This window comes from Clostridioides sp. ES-S-0001-03 (assembly GCF_020676075.1).
Taxonomy (GTDB): Bacteria; Bacillota; Clostridia; order Peptostreptococcales; family Peptostreptococcaceae; genus Clostridioides.
This window is the reverse complement of sequence record NZ_JACVWJ010000002.1, coordinates 559,824-575,928: the sequence shown is the minus strand read 5'-3', so window position 1 is coordinate 575,928 and position 16,105 is coordinate 559,824. Positions and strand designations below refer to the sequence as shown.

Below are 16,105 nucleotides of genomic sequence, written 5' to 3'. Positions count from 1 at the left end.
ATTTAGTCTAATTTTTTTTAAAGTAAGGCGTATTACATGGTGAATTGAAGTATCTCAATAATTCATCATCCATTCTAGCTATAAATAGTTGGAATCCAGCTGTTTCTTGAGTAGTCAAAAGTTCTCCAACACAATTTGAAACTATTTCTATATTTTTTTCTTGTAATATTCTATGGCACTTTCTATAAACTATTAACATTTCCATTAAAGTAGTAGCTCCTGAACCATTAACTACTAACATTACTTTTTCACCATCTTCGATATCCAAATCCTTTATTAAAGCTTGTGTCATTATTTCAGCAGTTTCATCAGCAGACTTCATTTCCATACGTCCACCTCCACCTTCTCCATGCTGCCCCATTCCTATTTCCATCTCATTTTCTCCAAGTTCAGAAATTACCATACCTGTAGATGGATGAGTTGCTCCTTTACATGCAACAGCTATAGTTGCCATATTATCAGCAAATTTTTGTGCTATTTCTGCAACTTCATCTAAAGATTTTCCTTCTTTAGCAGCCCCTGCAGCTATTTTATATAAAGGTATACATCCAACCAATCCTCTTCTATCATCACTATTTTCTCTCGGTGCATTTGCTATATCTTCTTGAGTAACAACTTTTCTAACATTTAATCCTTCTTTTTTAACTTGTTTCATAACAAGGTTTCCTGTCAACATATCTCCTGCATGATTAAGAACTACAAATAATACACCTTTCCCTTTGTCTGCCATCTTTATAGCCTCTAAACAAGAATTTGGTCCTGGAGCGGCAAATACATCTCCGACTACAGCTATATCAACCATTCCATCTCCAACAAATCCACTCAAAGCTGGTTCATGACCTGCTCCTCCTAAAGTAACTATTGTTACTCTGTCTTCTTCTTCCAACTTTTTGTTTATTACTAAATTTGAATCTGTAACTCTTAGTAACTCCGAATTTGAAAGTTCTAAACCTTCTAAAACTTCTCTAGTTAAATCTTCTGGTTGGTTAATAAATTTTTTCATTGACATGATAAATTCCCCCTATTAAATTTGTTATATTGATTAATTGCTGTGTTAATCTCTTTTATAATGCGTCATATAAACCTTTAAACATTAATGATATAGAAACAGCGCCTGGGTCCATATGCCCTAAACTTCTTTCCCCTATACTTTTTGCTCGTCCAAATTTTGCTATGTAAGTTTTAGTGCTTTCTGCGCCTTCTACTGCTTTCTCATAACCCACTTTAAAAACATCTTTTATGTTGTCACTTTCAATAGTATGCATAGCATCTATTGCTGGGTATAATGCATCTACTAGTGTTTTTTGACCTACTTTAGCAGTAGAAATAAGAGATAAATTTTCTCTTGCTTCAATAAACATATCTTTTACTTCTTCTATTTTAAGTTCTTTTTTATATTCTATTCCTTCAGCCATTCCCTCAAATATAGTTCCCCATAAAGGTCCTGCTGACCCTCCATTTACATTCATACATAAAGTACTCAAATCTTCATTAATTGATTTTATACTATCATCATCATGCTCTTCTAGAGCCCTTTTTCTCATACAATCAGCTATTCTATCTATAGTAACTCCATGGTCACCATCTCCAACTATACCATCTAATTCACATAAATATATCTTATTTTCTTTTAATATTTCTGCTGCACTTATTAGCATTTTTCTCCATGTAACTGTTGACAACATTGAATCATCTCCTTACCAATATCTTAACTCAATATTATCATATGTAATAACAAATGTAAATTATTTTTAGAAAACGTTTTTACAAAATTTACATTTGCAATATCAAATACCAATTTTTATTTTAATATTTTACTTTAACATTTCATTTCTTATCTTTCTAAAATACAATCTTGAATTTAATTCATAACCTACAACAATAACCCAACTACTAAAATATATCCATGTCATAAGTACAATTATTTCAGCTATGCTTCCATAGATTACTTCATAGTTAGCATAATAGTTTGTATAATAAGAATAGAAAAATGATACTACAAACCAAGCAAACGTAGCAAAAATAGCACCTGGAGCAGATTCTTTCATAGTCAAACTCTTATTAGGTGTATACTTATACAAAAATGTAAATATTACTATTATTGTTGCAATACCTACAGTGTATCTTAGAATATCCCATATTTTTATGAATATCTCATCTAATCCTATAAAGTTAAAAATAAAATAACCTATCTTCTCTCCATAAACCAAAAATATCATAGATAAAAAAATCAATACCAAAAGCATAATCGTAAATAAAAATGATATAGATAAGATTTTTAAAAAAGACCTAGTTTCTTTAACTTTATAAGCTCTATTCATTCCTTTAATAAGTGCTTTTACTGCCCTTGAAGATGTCCACATCGTAAGTACAAAACTGACAGCTAAAAAATTTAAACTTCTATTGTCTATTGCAGAAACTATAATTGAAGATAATACATCAAAAGCACTCTCTGGCATCATGTTTCTAAATAAGGCTATATATTTATTTAAATGAAGAACTGGTATATATGCTATAGAACTTATTGTAAATATTAAAAAAGGAAATATAGACAACATTAAAAAAAAAGATACTTCTGCTGATTTTGAACTTAACTCACTATAATTAGATTTTGCTACTATATATTCAATTAATTTCTTATCTATCCCAAACATAAATATCCCCTTTTCTCTAATATTAATTTCATTATACAATATTAATTATACTCAGATTCATACCATAATATAATTATTTAAACAAAAATAAAGTAAATAAAAGCTGAAAATAATAATTCTACCAATATTTTAATTTTTTAATCACTGAAAATAAAAAGTATAATCTTGAATTAAATATATATTATTGGACTATAATTATGATTATATACAAGCTTCTAGTGGTATTAATTTAAAAGGATAAAATTCGAGATGTATTTTCTAATTGAATTGACAACACAAAAAGGTTTTTTAAAGTAACAACAAATAAAAATATTAAACAAACTAGTATTAGCAGGGTAACTTTTAAATTTATTATATTTTCTTCTTAAACAATTATTGATTATATCAAATCAATATTAATCTTATGCTTATAATTTAAGAAATATGTAATAAAAGTTAAGTATTTATGGTTATAATGTTTATCTTTTGAATAAAATACATTATAATTAAAAGTAAAGTTGCAAATTTGCTATAATTTTAACAAGTTAATTTTCAGAATTATACAAATTTTACATTAATTGTTAATGCAAATTCTATTTAAATAATATTTTTATATTCAAAAATAAATAAAACGGAGGTCTTAAAATATGAGTAACTTTATAATATGTAATTATTGTGGAGACAAAATAGACAAATCTAAGAATAAGTATATAACTTACTCTGAAAAAGATAGTTGTAATGAAGTAAATATTTGTACTAATTGTGCTTTAGACTTATTAGAAAAAACTAATGAAAAATCAAAGATTAAATCTGCAAAAGCTTTAATAAAACAAATAGGATAAAGACACAATATAAATTGTATAAATAAGAAAAGCACCTTTTAATTATAGGTGCTTTTTCTATATATAGATAACTTCATAAGGTATTAAGGTAGATTAAATACAGATATATATTATAATTTATTCCATATATTTATACTTAACTTTTTTGTTTCTTTATTTCTTATTGTAATATTTTAGTAACTCTTTATTCTTATTCTCTTGTTATACTTTGATTAAGAAAATCAAATATAAGTTACTGATTATTTTATGAAAAACATTTTAAAATATTAATATTTACAAGGAGGAAATACAATGAATAAAAGAGCAAAACAAGCATTCTTTCAAACAATCCCAAACTTAATAATTGTATTATTAGCACTCATATTTACATTTTATACTAATACTTTTGACCTTGATTTAAAAGTATTACTCTTATTACCTATAGTATATATTGTTTTATTTTTATATTATTATACAAGACTAAGATAGATTAGTAGTAAGTATGAAAAATAAATCTATTTTCAAAACAAATGTCTTTAAAGTTTACATACTAAGAAAATATACTGTTGTATAAAATTTAATAAATCATTTATTACAAATATAACAAAAGCTGTCAAAACAAATAATTAAAATAATAATTTTCGTAAAATACTTTTTAATTAAAAAACTGACTAACTTTCAGTTAAATGTCAACCAGTTTTTTATAATGCTTTTATTTAAATACAAATAAAATTGCATCTTTAATACTTATTTATTATTCTTTTATGTAGCAATTTAGTCTATTTTATTTTAATTTTGATACCATAATATCTATATATTCTTTTAAACCTCTAAGCTTTTCATCTGCTTCAGCATCACTAGTTCCTTTTACAGCTATATAAAATTTCAGCTTTGGCTCTGTCCCAGATGGTCTTATAGCTACCCAAGACTCATCTTCCAAGAAATATTTTAAAACATCAGACTTAGGGAGATTATCTACACCATTTTTGTAGTCTTTTTTATCAATTACCTTTATATTATTTATACAATCAATTTGATTTTCTCTAAAATAAGATATTATCTCTTTTATTTTTTCCACACCTTCTATACCTTTTAAAGTTAAAGATATAGTCTGCTCTTTAAAGAATCCATATTTCTTATATAGTTCTATTAAGCCTTCATATAAGCTCATGCCTTTTGAATAGTAAAATGCTGCCATTTCAGATATTAATAATGATGAAACAACACCGTCTTTATCTCTTGCATGAGTTCCAACTAAATAACCATAACTTTCTTCATATCCAAATACATAATTTCTATCTTTATTTTCTTCAAATAATTTTATTTTTTCACCAATAAATTTAAAACCTGTAAGAACATTTAGTACATCAACATTATTTTCTTTTGCTATATCCGCTCCAAATTCTGATGTAACTATAGTTTTTATCATTGTAGGATTTTCTTTTAATTGATCATTTTCTTTTAAGCCTTCTATTATATAGTGTGTCAACATTCCACCAATTTGATTCCCTGTAAGTAATACATATTCCCCTGTAGTGGTTCTTACAGCTACACCTACTCTATCACAATCTGGGTCAGTTGCTATTACAAGGTCTGCTCCTTTTTCTTTTGCAAGCAATATTCCTCTGTTTAAAGCTTTTTTCTCTTCTGGATTTGGGTAGTCAAGCCCTGCAAAATTTGGGTCTGGATTTTCTTCTTCTGGAACCACTAATATGTTTTCAAATCCTACTTCTTTTAATGCTCTTCTTATTGGAATATTGCCAGTTCCACAAAGAGGTGTATAAACTATTTTAAAATTTTTACCTACGCTTTTTACTAAATCTTTTCTTATAACTTGACTTTTTACAGCTTCTATAAATTCAGTATCCTGTGTTTCGTCCAATAAGACTACTAAATTTTTATTAGCTTCATTTAAAGTTGGTATTATACTATAATCATGTATGCTATTTACTTTTTCTGTTATTGCATTTGCAATATCTGGCATAACTTGTGCCCCATCTTCCCAGTATACTTTGTATCCATTGTATTCAGGTGGATTATGGCTAGCTGTTATAACTATCCCTGCTATTGCATTTAGATTTCTAACAGCAAAGGACAATTCTGGAGTAGTTCTTAAACTATCAAATATATATGCCTTTATACCACACGCTGCTAATGTATTTGCAGATTCTATACAAAATTCTCTAGATTTATGTCTATTATCATGAGCTATTACTACGCCCCTATTTTTTTCTTCCTCTGTAGTATTTTCTAGTATATAGTTTGCCAATCCAAAAGTAGCTCTTCTAACTGTATATTTGTTAATTCTATTAGTTCCTGCTTCAATTACACCTCTAAGACCAGCCGTTCCAAATTCTAAATCTTTATAAAATCTATCTTCTATCTCTTTTTCATTATCTTTTATTTTATCTAATTCTAGTTTTGTATCTTCATCAAAATATGAACTCTTTACCCATTCTTCATAAGTTTTAGTATAATCCATAATAAAATCCTCCCTATTTTATCCATTTATTATAATTGCATAGATAAACCTTTTTTATATAATTATGACTCTTCTATATACTTATTAATTGACTTAATAAAAATATTTGCAATTATTCTATGACCTTCCTTAGTTGGATGTAATCCATCAAAATATAATTTTTTATATCCTTTTTTTTCCATACTCTTATTATATTCAGAATAAAAATCTACAAAATCAGTATTAAATGTCACACTAAATTTTTTTATCCAATAATTATATGACTCTAACTTTTTTGATACTGTATTAAAATCCGTAAAGCTACTCCAATCTTCCCTAACATTTGGAATATCTGGTCTCAGTGGTATACCTATTATTGGTATAATATTTTTTGCATATGCTTGATGTACCATAGCCATTATATTAGAATTAATAACTTCATTTCCTGCTCCAGCAATAAAATCATTAGTACCACCCATTATAAAAACCATATCGGGAGAATTCTGTAAAACATCTTCATTAAATCTAACTAACATACCACTTGTTGTATCACCATTTATACCCTTATTTATTATTTCTAAACCAGTCTCCTGACTCACAATGTTTGTCCATGAATTACTTCGTGATACTCCAAATCCATATGTTAAACTGTCTCCTAAGCAGACTATTTTCATCTTATCCCCCCTTAGCTATGTTTTTTCTGTTTTAAGAATAATCTAACAGTTTAATTAATTCATATTTTATACTTTTTTTCCTTCTAAGTAAAGTTATTATATTCACTAAATTAATACACATATACATCTAGACTCTGTCTCCCCCAATTAGATGCTTTTCCTTCACTATTCATAAATATATCTATTCTGTTCCCTTTAATTGCACCTCCACAGTCTTCTGCAACAAATGTCATACCTAATCTAGGTATATATACTTTTGTTCCATATGGTATTATATTTGGGTCAACTGCAATTACCCCCCATCTTGGTGTTGTACCAGTAGATGTTATAGTATCTCCTGCATATGCAGTAGCAACTACTCTCATATGTTTTCCTCCTCTTGTATTTGCTCCTCTTGATGCAATTAATACTTTTTCTTTAGTTCCATTTTTTATAATTTTTGTAGTTGGTTCTTTAGAAATCACTTCTTTTGATAAGACTTTTTTGACTAGCTTTCCATCATGGTAAGTTAAATTATAGACTAGTTTTTTCTCTCCCTCTATTCCCTCCTGATAGACTTTAGATTTTCCTTTTACTAAATTGCTATCATTCACATGTTTTGTGTCAAATGGTATTTTTTCAAATTCTTCTTTTTGATTTTTAGTTACTTTAACAACCTTGATTTTCATGTTATCCTTTAATTCTGTATTCAAACTTGGATTAATTTTATCTTCAGAATTGTATTTCACTCCCTGTTCATCCAAAAGTTCTTCAACTGTCTTTTTAAATGAAGACACTTTTTGTTCTTGGCCTTTAACAGTTAGACTTATCTCTTCTTTATTTAATATAGAATATATACTTACTAAACTCATTAAAATTGATACACTTAATAAAGATGATATTATTATTTTCTTTTCTCTTTTCTCCATAATATTTCCCCTTTCATGTTCAAATTTTAAATTAACTTATTTATTACAGTTTTAATCTTATATTATATATGTATATTATAACTTTCTAAATTTATGTAACTTTTTTGTAACTTCTAAATTTGTTTTATTCATAATTTTTTTATATTCTACGGTTAATGACTTATTTCATACAAATTAAATCTCTATGTTTGATAACTTATTTCATGCAAATAAAAAGCTAGAAACAAGATATTTACTTTATTAAGTATCCTGATTTCCAGCTTTTTATTTACTAATTTCAGTTCGTCACACTAAACATTTATTTATCTTTTAACATTTTCTCCAATTCTGAAACCTTTTTAATTATAGATTCAAAAATTGGTTCTTCTCTTAATTCATTAAAACTATTATCATTAAACATGATAAGTAGATTAGTATATACATTAAAAGTATATGAATTTCTAGATTTTACTTTATCAAAAAACATCATTTGACTTGTATCTGAACTTTCATGTAGGTGATATTTTTCTAATATTTCATTTAAACCATATAAAGCTTCTTTAGCTTCTTCTTTCATATTAAAAAATAAGAAATTTAAAGATAACTCTATGTAGTCCATGTATATTCCAAAAAAAGCTCCTCTATTTTCACTAAATTTTTTCTTTATTTCTAAAGATATATTTGCATATCCTAATGATTTATTTTTTATATATTCCATTTCTTTTTCTGTTGTTTTTTTGTTATAGCTTCCATCATCTAATTCTTTCTTTAATTCTTTATATTTGTTTTTACATACATTAATTAATCCTTTACAATCCAGAGTTGCATTAAATACATCGCTAAATAATTTATTTTGAAGTAATGTTTCTGCTTCATCCAATCTATTCTGACTTAAATATATCATAGCTAAATTAACACTTGTGTCTCCTATTGGTTTATGTATCATATTTAAATATAATTCTGCCTTTTCGTAATCGTCTAACATATAATATGCATTTGATAAAATAAGAAGCGCTGTTTCTTTAATCTGAATATCATCTGTATTTCTAACTATATCTTCAAGAATATTTGTTGTTTCTTTAATTTTACTATTGAATTTATCTTTACCAAATTTATATGAATACATTTGGTATAGTGAACTTATTTTTAACTTTAGCAGATAACTTTGAGGATATTTCTCCATATACATATTAGCAAGTCTTTCTACAGATTCTAAATCTTCTTTAAATTCTTCTAATGGTTCCTCTATTAATAAATCAATTTCTACTTTAGCAAGAGTTGCTTCTAGTTCTTTATAGACTTTCATTACTTCTTCTTCACTTAAATCTACTTTATAGTTTAAAAGTTTATCAACAGATACATTAAAAAAATCTGCTAATACTGGCAATAGTTCTATATCTGGATAAGAGTTTCCACTTTCCCATTTAGATACTGCTGGTGTTGACACTCCTATAAACTTTGCTAATTGTTCTTGTGTTAAACTTTTTTCTTTTCTCAATGTTTGTATGACTTCACCTATTTTAATTCGCATATATACCTCCTTAATGTATATCTCTTAATTTAAGTATATTAAAAAAGCATTTATTAGTAAATTGAGGTAAAGTTAACAAAAAACCTATAATTTAACTATTGGTTAAATTATAAGTTAAAAGCTTATTTCATTGACTACAAAATTCCCATTTTTCATTTAGCCAACAAATAACATCCTCAAAAACTTCCTCTTTATTTATCTCATTCAATAATTCATGTCTTCCATCTTTATAGAGTTTACATGTTACATCTTTTACTCCTAATTTTATATATCTATCCCTTAGCCTTAAGACACCCTTACCATTTTTACCTATAGGGTCTTTATCTCCAGATATTATATAAATAGGAATATCAAGTGGTATCTTTTTTAAGTTTTCTTTATCCTCTATTTCTTTTAATCCTTGTACTAAATCATAAAAAAAGCCACAAGTACATACCACCCCACAAAATGGGTCATTTATATATTTTTCAACTTGTTCTTTATCTCTACTTAACCAATCAAATTTAGTATTTTTATTTCTTCTTATGCTTTCTCCACCAAATATTAAATCATTTATTTTATTGCTTCGAGAATTTCTTCCATACTTTTTAATCTCATGATTAATTATTAGATGAGCAAAATTTAGAATAATACCTTGTTTTCCATTTGAACCACATAATATAAGACCAGATAAATTATCACTGTAATCCATTATGTATCTTTGACTCGCAAATGACCCCATACTATGCCCAAATAAATAAATTGGCAAATCTTTATTTTCCTTTTTTATAATACTTGTTAAAGTATTCATATCTTCTACAAGGCATCTAAAACCTTCTTTTTCAGCTAGATGCCCAACATTCTCTACTGTCTTTGCGGTTTTTCCATGTCCTCTATGGTCATTTATATATACTATATATCCATTTTTAGTAAGCTCTTTAGCAAAAACTTCATACCGTTGTGCAGTTTCTGCCATTCCATGGGCAATTTGTACAATTGCCTTTGGGTTTTCTATACTTTCATCTTCCCATTTATATGTATATATATCTAAATCTTCTTTTCCCTTGAAAGTAAAATTTGTACACTTCATAATTACTCCTCCAGCCTGAATTTATTCAACATATTAACTTATATACTATATTACTACAATTTTCAAGTCAAAACGTTCTATATAAGTTTCTTACTTATTAATTATTAGCATAAATTGCTATACAAGTGTTGCTCTAAATAACTATATAATAATTTAGTTATTGAATATTAATTATTTAGAGAGAACATTTAACTATACTTGGACATCATATTGACATTATATTCAATTCGTGATATTCTGTTTTCGTCAAAATAGTATCTAAATACAAAGGAGATATTTTATGGATTATTCAAATGAATTGAAAGAATTGTTTCTAATGAATCAAACATATGCAACTCTTTTTACTCTTACAAACAAAATACAAATAGAAGGCGATAAGTATTTTGATGTACTTACTTCAAGACAATATATGACTATTTTATCTATTCTTCACTTACCAGAAGAAGAAACAACATTAAATAATATTGCACGAAAAATGGGTACAAGTAAACAAAATATAAATAGAATAGTTGCTAACCTTGAAAAAAATGAATATGTTCAGGTAGTTCCAAGCCCAAATGATAAAAGAGCAATTAATGTAAAGGTTACCGATTTAGGAAAACAAGTCATGATTAAATGTAGTAGAGTTGGAATAAATTTTATGGCAGATGTATTTCATGAGTTTACTCAAGACGAATTAGAAACCTTGTGGAGTTTACTAAAAAAAATGTATCGTTTTAATGGCGAAGAACAAGATGGATTTGAAGACGATGCTAATTTTATGGAGGATGAAGAACTTGATAAAATTAAAGCTGAAGCACTTAAAGAATTCTCAAGAAGAAGAAACAAAGTAAATAAAAAAGATTAATATTATAATGAAAAAGCTATCTATAATATCACAATATTTTTAAATGCTCATGAGATTAAAGATGGAGGTTTGAAATATAGATATTTGTATAATATAAATCAAAACATGAAAACGGCGACTTTAGTTTTTGCAAAATCGCCGTTAAATCTATTTATCCTTTTATAAATTTGAATAACTTTTATAGTCTTTTGTTGACTGTATTAAGGTCATTGAACTTGAAATCATGCGAGATTATGAAAATCAGATTATAGTAAGTTGCTTAGATAAGATTCTCAAACATTATAAGCTTATTCTTACATTAAAATACATAGATGAATTATCTATAGATGTAACCAAACTGGTTTTCTATGATTGTCTGAAATTTCAAATGGCTTCATCATTTCTCACTCTACTTCCAGCCTGAAAGGGAGAGAATTGATAGGAACTTCTACTTTTCACTCTTAGTCGCCACACAGAAATGATTCCAGTTGCATTTTCGAATAAAAAAATACACCCATCACATGATGCAGACCAATCTGGTCAGTCCACTCATCTATTAGTTCTATTATCCCTTTAGGTGAGTCATTGTTGAATTTCCATTCGATATAACAGTGTAGCATATCAAAGAGCAATAGAAATACAATAAGCATAATCAGCTTTTTCATCTTCTTCATTTTGATATTACCTATTTCAATTTTCTTCACTATGTTTTAGCCCTTTCAGTATAAAGGCAGAAAGACAGATGCACAGCAACAATATTATAGTACTCCCCATTATTTTTCCTACAGTGGTTATGTGGTAACCAGAAAAGTTAAATATAGCTGAAATAGGATAAAAGGTTTTTAGAGTATTTGACATACTCGCAAATAGTCCAGTAACAGAATAAATTTCAGTAAATACTAACGCAAGCCAATACCCTTTTTTCATACGTGAGACCAGCGCGATAATGGGTGAAATTGCAAGGAATACACCTACACCACCTAAAAAATATTCTTTCAAAGAACTTAAAATCAGTTCTACTGATAAATCGGAAAGATGTAAAATAACTTCAGTCAAAAATGTTATGGCAAAGAGCAACAAATAAAGGAGTATGCTAAATGCAAAAGTAACAATCATTTTTGCAATGGTTAATTTTGCTTCATTTACAGGAATTAGGCGCAGAGATTTTATGGTATCATCATCTTCTTCACGACAAATCATATAACTCCCTAAAAGGGCAATGACTGCTGGAAGAACAAAAAAAGTTGCCCAGGGTTGAACTTCGTCCATATACCACCCTGCATTGTCTATATACCGAGAGCCCTCATATACAGTTTTTAATCCATAATGTAAATCTGGTCCATCATGCACACCTTGTCCTCCTGCAAAAATCATAGTAGCTACCATAACTATTGCAAAAACTGCAATCCAAACAACCTTTGAACGGCGAAGCTTTTGGCTTTCAGCCCAAAGTAATTTTTGCATGATTCATACCTCACTTTCTTTTTCTTAATGCTATATTTACAAGTACTATTGAAACAATATCCCAAATGCAAATACAAAGAAATGCAAGTGGAATGTTAATTGCCTGTGTATATACAAGACCTGGAATATCTTTATTTCGCATAACGATAACTGCCATACTGGATAACGGGTGTAAATACATATTTACTGTCATTAAGATAAAACCAGAAAAGGCATACACCAATGTTATACAAGTTGGGAGAATGTATCCTTTTTGCGACACAGCGATTGCTAAAATTGGTAGCATTACAAAAGCAATAATAACACCAAATTCCAAACATTTTTTCAGTAAATATAAAACGCTTCCCCATTCAAATACGACATATCCAGGAAGTATACTGAATATAATAGAAGCAATGGCTGTAATCAGCATGAAACAAATAGAGTAAATCAAAACCACAAAAAATTTACTGAAAAAGTATCCCATTTTGCTTATAGGCACAATCAAAAGTTGTTTGAGTATATCATACTGATTTTCTTCGCGCATAAGTATCGTACAAAGCATTCCCAAAACGACAGGCAAAATAATAAAAATAGTATAACTGAACGCAGACCATTTATAAAATTGTATTGGGTCAACATCAGTTTCTCCCAAATGCTTGAAATATAATAGTGCGAAAAATGGCATAATGAGAGTAGCTAACAACATTAACCAAATAAGTTTCTTGCGGCGCAGTTTAAGAAATTCTGTTTGAATAAATTTAAGCAATGCCTTCTCCTCCTGTAATTTTTTTGAAATAGTCCTCTAAAGTATCATTACAAATCCCCGAACTAGTTACAGTAACATTCTGCATAACAAGGGCTTTATTTATTTCACCCATATTCAGATTAGTGTCGTAAATACGTAAGCTATGGCTGTCTTGAACAGAATAATCTTTTAAGTTGAATTGACGCTCTAAAATCAGTAAAGCTTTTGGAGTATCTGACACTTGCAGCAGTATATATTTACGATTTTTCTTTTCTAGTTGGCTCATGCTGCTTTCTTCCAAGAGGACACCATTGTTGATGATTCCAATATCATCAGCCAATAATGAAATTTCCGAAAGAATATGACTTGAAATAAGAATCGTTTTTCCGCACTCAACACTTAAATGTTTAATAAAATCTCTCATTTCAGCAATGCCAATAGGGTCAAGACCGTTTGTAGGTTCATCCAAAATCAGCACTTCTGGGTCATGTAAAATAGCATTTGCAATTCCCAGACGCTGTTTCATTCCAAGTGAATACTTACCAAACAGCTTTTTGTCTTTATAATGCAATCCTACTATTTTCAATGCGTTTTCAACTGCGTGTGGGCTGGCTGTGCCGCGCAGCTTCGCAAAAATTTCAAGATTTTCTGTTCCAGTTAAATTTGGATAAAATCCTGGTGTTTCAATAATTGCGCCAATACGGGGATATATTTGTTTTTCTCTACCTTTGATATTTTTTCCGAATACAGTTACTTCGCCAGAAGTGATAGGCGTCAGTCCTAAAATCATTTTCATAATCGTGGTTTTACCAGCTCCATTGCGTCCTAACAAACCATAAATTTGACCTTTTTTAATATGGAGATTGACTTTGCTAACCACTTCCTGTTCTCCATAAACTTTTGTCAGATGTTTTGTTTCAATCACAAAATCATTCATATAAAATTTCCTCACTTTCCATAAAACTACTTTTGTCATGTGATAACTGATAGAATATCAGAAACAATCACAATTAGAAGTATACAACATAAACCTTGCCAAAACCTTGCTAAAACCTTGCTTTTATCTTGTTTTAGCAGAAAGAAAGCCCTGCATTTTACAGAGCTTTCGGAAGCAATATTGTAAATATAGTCCCCATATTAATGGTGCTGTTGGCGGTAATCGTTCCTTTGTGAACATTGATAAGTTCTTTTACAATCGCCAATCCTAAGCCATTACCTTTTGATGACCTAGAATGGTCACATTGATACATTCTTTCAAAGATATGTGGGAGATTATCAGAAGATATTCCTTTCCCGTTATCTTCTACTACAATTTTGACTTGCTGTTCATTTTCAAAAATATGTAGTGTTACTTTATCTCCATCACTATGCCTAATGATATTTTGTAATAGATTATTAAGAATGCGGGTATATGCGTTTACATCTATGTGCATAGCATACTCAGTTTCAGGTATATCAATTTCATATTCAAAATGGCATTTTTCTAAAATAGGAACCCAATCAGCTATAATATTACGAGATAATTCATTCAAATCGAAAAGTTCAAAATGAAAAATCTGTTCCCTAGAATCCAATTTCACCCATTCAAATAGATTTTCTACAAAATGTTTTAAGTGTTGGGCTTTATTATACGCAACATGTATATATTCGTCCTTTTCTTCTCCTACAACAATATCAGTTTCGATTGCCTCCAAATAACCAACCAAAGAAGCAAGTGGAGTTTTTACATCATGGGAAAGACTTGTCATTAGCTGTTTGTATGCTTGTTCCGATTGTTTCTGCTGGATAAGCTGTGATTGACCGTTGATTGCAATTTCGTTAATATCATAGCAAATTTGTCTTGTTATATCACTCTTCCTTGTTAAAACACGTCGGTTAAGGTTCCCGTTTTTTATATCTTCTAAAGCATATTTTATAAGTGCAAGCTGTGTTCGGACACGCCACAAAATAGAAACGAGATACACTATAATAATTAAAGCAAGAGCAAATGCAAAAAGCAGATAAACATTCATATTTAGGTTATGCCTCCTTATTAAAACGATAGCCAACACCTCGGACTGTCAAAATATAAAATGGATGTCCAGGGTCTGCTTCAATCTTTTTCCGTAATTTACTGATAAAAGACATAATATTACTATCGTCAAAAGCATATTCTTCTCCCCACACTTGCATATAAATCTGTTTTTTGGTAAACACTCGTCCTTTATTAGAAGCCAGAAAAGAAAGTAAATCAAATTCTTTGCTTGTAAGCTGAACAGGAATATTGTCAACGGAAACAACGCGATTTGTTCTGTCAATAACCATGCCTTTTATTATTATGCAATCTGTATCTGTTACAAAAGTAGGGTTTAACATAGTATAACGGCGAATAAGAGAATTGATACGAGCCATAAGCTCATTTATGCAGAATGGCTTTGTTAGATAATCGTCAGCACCTAGACGCAACCCAGAAACTTTATCATTCTCGTCACTTTTAGCGGTAAGCATAAGTACTGGGACATTACTTGTTTCCCTAATTTTTTTCAGAACTTGAAACCCATCTATGTCTGGCATCATTACATCCAAAATCACAAGAGAGCAGCTATTTTTGTTTTCATCAGTCAGGCGTAATCCCTCCACACCTCCATGTGCAATAATAGCAGATAAATTTTCTTGCTCTACACATTTTTTCATAAGAGCACAAAGCTCTTTGTCATCGTCTATAATCACAACATTATTCATATTATAGCTCCTTTCTCCTCTTTGTTCTACTATACGACTTTTTAGAGTCTTTTAGTATTAGCCACATATAATCAATTTTTGAAAATTCCAGTATATTTTGCACCATCTTTCAGAAATGCCCCATTTTATCGCCACTTAGGGGCAAGACATATATTCCATATTCAAATGGTTCTTTCGTTATAATATATCAGCATATATTATATATGGAGAACCAGATAAAATCAAGAAATGGAGTGCGAATACCATGATTTATTTTGCCTAATAATAAGAACTACGTAAATATCCCTAAAA

The 16,105-nt window shown here is 28.9% G+C and carries 16 protein-coding genes; 3 read left to right on the top strand and 13 right to left on the bottom strand.

Annotated elements, in window-relative coordinates; all coding sequences use genetic code 11:
- Nucleotides 1-7: 7 nt before the first annotated feature.
- The 3 genes from IC174_RS05870 to IC174_RS05860 form a co-directional block, all read right to left on the bottom strand.
- Nucleotides 8-1,009 carry a dihydroxyacetone kinase subunit DhaK gene (locus IC174_RS05870; RefSeq protein ID WP_227482369.1) on the bottom strand — a complete coding sequence of 334 codons (1,002 nt, stop codon included), beginning with the start codon at nucleotides 1,007-1,009 and terminating at the stop codon, nucleotides 8-10.
- A 55-nt stretch (nucleotides 1,010-1,064) separates the two neighbouring features.
- Nucleotides 1,065-1,685: a dihydroxyacetone kinase subunit L gene (locus tag IC174_RS05865; protein ID WP_227432993.1), complete on the bottom strand. Its 621-nt coding sequence runs from the start codon at nucleotides 1,683-1,685 to the stop codon at nucleotides 1,065-1,067.
- A gap of 129 nt (nucleotides 1,686-1,814) precedes the next feature.
- Nucleotides 1,815-2,654: a YihY/virulence factor BrkB family protein gene (locus IC174_RS05860; protein WP_227432991.1), complete on the bottom strand. Its 840-nt coding sequence runs from the start codon at nucleotides 2,652-2,654 to the stop codon at nucleotides 1,815-1,817.
- 626 nt (nucleotides 2,655-3,280) lie between these two features.
- On the opposite strand from IC174_RS05860, the gene IC174_RS05855 reads away from it, so the two are divergent.
- Both IC174_RS05855 and IC174_RS05850 read left to right on the top strand, forming a co-directional pair.
- Nucleotides 3,281-3,475 (top strand): DNA-directed RNA polymerase, encoded by a 195-nt coding sequence (locus IC174_RS05855; protein WP_227432990.1) that lies wholly within the window; start codon nucleotides 3,281-3,283, stop codon nucleotides 3,473-3,475.
- 291 nt (nucleotides 3,476-3,766) lie between these two features.
- Entirely contained in the window at nucleotides 3,767-3,943 is a 177-nt protein-coding gene (locus tag IC174_RS05850) for a hypothetical protein (RefSeq protein ID WP_227482368.1), read from the top strand.
- Nucleotides 3,944-4,238: 295 nt separating this feature from the next.
- Here IC174_RS05850 and IC174_RS05845 read toward each other — a convergent pair whose 3' ends face one another.
- From IC174_RS05845 to IC174_RS05825, 5 genes are all read right to left on the bottom strand, one after another.
- Complete coding sequence (locus IC174_RS05845) at nucleotides 4,239-5,936, bottom strand: phospho-sugar mutase (RefSeq protein ID WP_227482367.1); 1,698 nt, start codon at nucleotides 5,934-5,936, stop codon at nucleotides 4,239-4,241.
- A gap of 62 nt (nucleotides 5,937-5,998) precedes the next feature.
- Entirely contained in the window at nucleotides 5,999-6,589 is a 591-nt protein-coding gene (locus IC174_RS05840) for an SGNH/GDSL hydrolase family protein (RefSeq protein WP_227482366.1), read from the bottom strand.
- A 110-nt stretch (nucleotides 6,590-6,699) separates the two neighbouring features.
- Complete coding sequence (locus tag IC174_RS05835; protein ID WP_227482365.1) at nucleotides 6,700-7,497, bottom strand: 3D domain-containing protein; 798 nt, start codon at nucleotides 7,495-7,497, stop codon at nucleotides 6,700-6,702.
- Nucleotides 7,498-7,795: 298 nt separating this feature from the next.
- Entirely contained in the window at nucleotides 7,796-9,007 is a 1,212-nt protein-coding gene (locus IC174_RS05830) for a helix-turn-helix domain-containing protein (protein WP_227482364.1), read from the bottom strand.
- 127 nt (nucleotides 9,008-9,134) lie between these two features.
- The gene (locus tag IC174_RS05825; protein WP_227432979.1) at nucleotides 9,135-10,076 is read right to left on the bottom strand and encodes an alpha/beta hydrolase; all 942 of its coding nucleotides are present in this window, start codon (nucleotides 10,074-10,076) and stop codon (nucleotides 9,135-9,137) included.
- Nucleotides 10,077-10,356: 280 nt separating this feature from the next.
- On the opposite strand from IC174_RS05825, the gene IC174_RS05820 reads away from it, so the two are divergent.
- Nucleotides 10,357-10,923 (top strand): MarR family winged helix-turn-helix transcriptional regulator, encoded by a 567-nt coding sequence (locus tag IC174_RS05820; protein WP_227432977.1) that lies wholly within the window; start codon nucleotides 10,357-10,359, stop codon nucleotides 10,921-10,923.
- Between the two features lie 669 nt (nucleotides 10,924-11,592).
- Here the strand turns inward: IC174_RS05820 and IC174_RS05815 are convergent.
- From IC174_RS05815 to IC174_RS05795, 5 genes are all read right to left on the bottom strand, one after another.
- The gene (locus tag IC174_RS05815) at nucleotides 11,593-12,366 is read right to left on the bottom strand and encodes an ABC transporter permease (RefSeq protein ID WP_227482363.1); all 774 of its coding nucleotides are present in this window, start codon (nucleotides 12,364-12,366) and stop codon (nucleotides 11,593-11,595) included.
- A 10-nt stretch (nucleotides 12,367-12,376) separates the two neighbouring features.
- A complete protein-coding gene (locus IC174_RS05810; RefSeq protein WP_227432975.1) occupies nucleotides 12,377-13,114 on the bottom strand; it encodes an ABC transporter permease in 738 nt (245 codons plus the stop codon).
- Nucleotides 13,107-14,030 carry an ABC transporter ATP-binding protein gene (locus tag IC174_RS05805; protein WP_227432974.1) on the bottom strand — a complete coding sequence of 308 codons (924 nt, stop codon included), beginning with the start codon at nucleotides 14,028-14,030 and terminating at the stop codon, nucleotides 13,107-13,109. The genes IC174_RS05810 and IC174_RS05805 overlap by 8 nt, the downstream gene beginning before the upstream one ends.
- A gap of 157 nt (nucleotides 14,031-14,187) precedes the next feature.
- On the bottom strand, nucleotides 14,188-15,105 hold the full coding sequence (locus IC174_RS05800) for a sensor histidine kinase (protein WP_227482362.1): 918 nt from the start codon (nucleotides 15,103-15,105) through the stop codon (nucleotides 14,188-14,190).
- A gap of 7 nt (nucleotides 15,106-15,112) precedes the next feature.
- Nucleotides 15,113-15,814 (bottom strand): response regulator transcription factor, encoded by a 702-nt coding sequence (locus tag IC174_RS05795; protein ID WP_227432970.1) that lies wholly within the window; start codon nucleotides 15,812-15,814, stop codon nucleotides 15,113-15,115.
- Between the last annotated feature and the right edge of the window lie 291 nt (nucleotides 15,815-16,105).

What these genes read in the sequence shown, in the direction of transcription:
- IC174_RS05795 (WP_227432970.1), bottom strand. Translation starts at nt 15,814, where the DNA reads ATGAATAATGTTGTGATTATAGACGATGACAAAGAGCTTTGTGCTCTT.
- IC174_RS05860 (WP_227432991.1), bottom strand. Translation starts at nt 2,654, where the DNA reads ATGTTTGGGATAGATAAGAAATTAATTGAATATATAGTAGCAAAATCT.
- IC174_RS05805 (WP_227432974.1), bottom strand. Translation starts at nt 14,030, where the DNA reads ATGAATGATTTTGTGATTGAAACAAAACATCTGACAAAAGTTTATGGA.
- IC174_RS05870 (WP_227482369.1), bottom strand. Translation starts at nt 1,009, where the DNA reads ATGTCAATGAAAAAATTTATTAACCAACCAGAAGATTTAACTAGAGAA.
- IC174_RS05845 (WP_227482367.1), bottom strand. Translation starts at nt 5,936, where the DNA reads ATGGATTATACTAAAACTTATGAAGAATGGGTAAAGAGTTCATATTTT.
- IC174_RS05800 (WP_227482362.1), bottom strand. Translation starts at nt 15,105, where the DNA reads ATGAATGTTTATCTGCTTTTTGCATTTGCTCTTGCTTTAATTATTATA.
- IC174_RS05865 (WP_227432993.1), bottom strand. Translation starts at nt 1,685, where the DNA reads ATGTTGTCAACAGTTACATGGAGAAAAATGCTAATAAGTGCAGCAGAA.
- IC174_RS05840 (WP_227482366.1), bottom strand. Translation starts at nt 6,589, where the DNA reads ATGAAAATAGTCTGCTTAGGAGACAGTTTAACATATGGATTTGGAGTA.
- IC174_RS05830 (WP_227482364.1), bottom strand. Translation starts at nt 9,007, where the DNA reads ATGCGAATTAAAATAGGTGAAGTCATACAAACATTGAGAAAAGAAAAA.
- IC174_RS05855 (WP_227432990.1), top strand. Translation starts at nt 3,281, where the DNA reads ATGAGTAACTTTATAATATGTAATTATTGTGGAGACAAAATAGACAAA.
- IC174_RS05825 (WP_227432979.1), bottom strand. Translation starts at nt 10,076, where the DNA reads ATGAAGTGTACAAATTTTACTTTCAAGGGAAAAGAAGATTTAGATATA.
- IC174_RS05835 (WP_227482365.1), bottom strand. Translation starts at nt 7,497, where the DNA reads ATGGAGAAAAGAGAAAAGAAAATAATAATATCATCTTTATTAAGTGTA.
- IC174_RS05815 (WP_227482363.1), bottom strand. Translation starts at nt 12,366, where the DNA reads ATGCAAAAATTACTTTGGGCTGAAAGCCAAAAGCTTCGCCGTTCAAAG.
- IC174_RS05850 (WP_227482368.1), top strand. Translation starts at nt 3,767, where the DNA reads ATGAATAAAAGAGCAAAACAAGCATTCTTTCAAACAATCCCAAACTTA.
- IC174_RS05820 (WP_227432977.1), top strand. Translation starts at nt 10,357, where the DNA reads ATGGATTATTCAAATGAATTGAAAGAATTGTTTCTAATGAATCAAACA.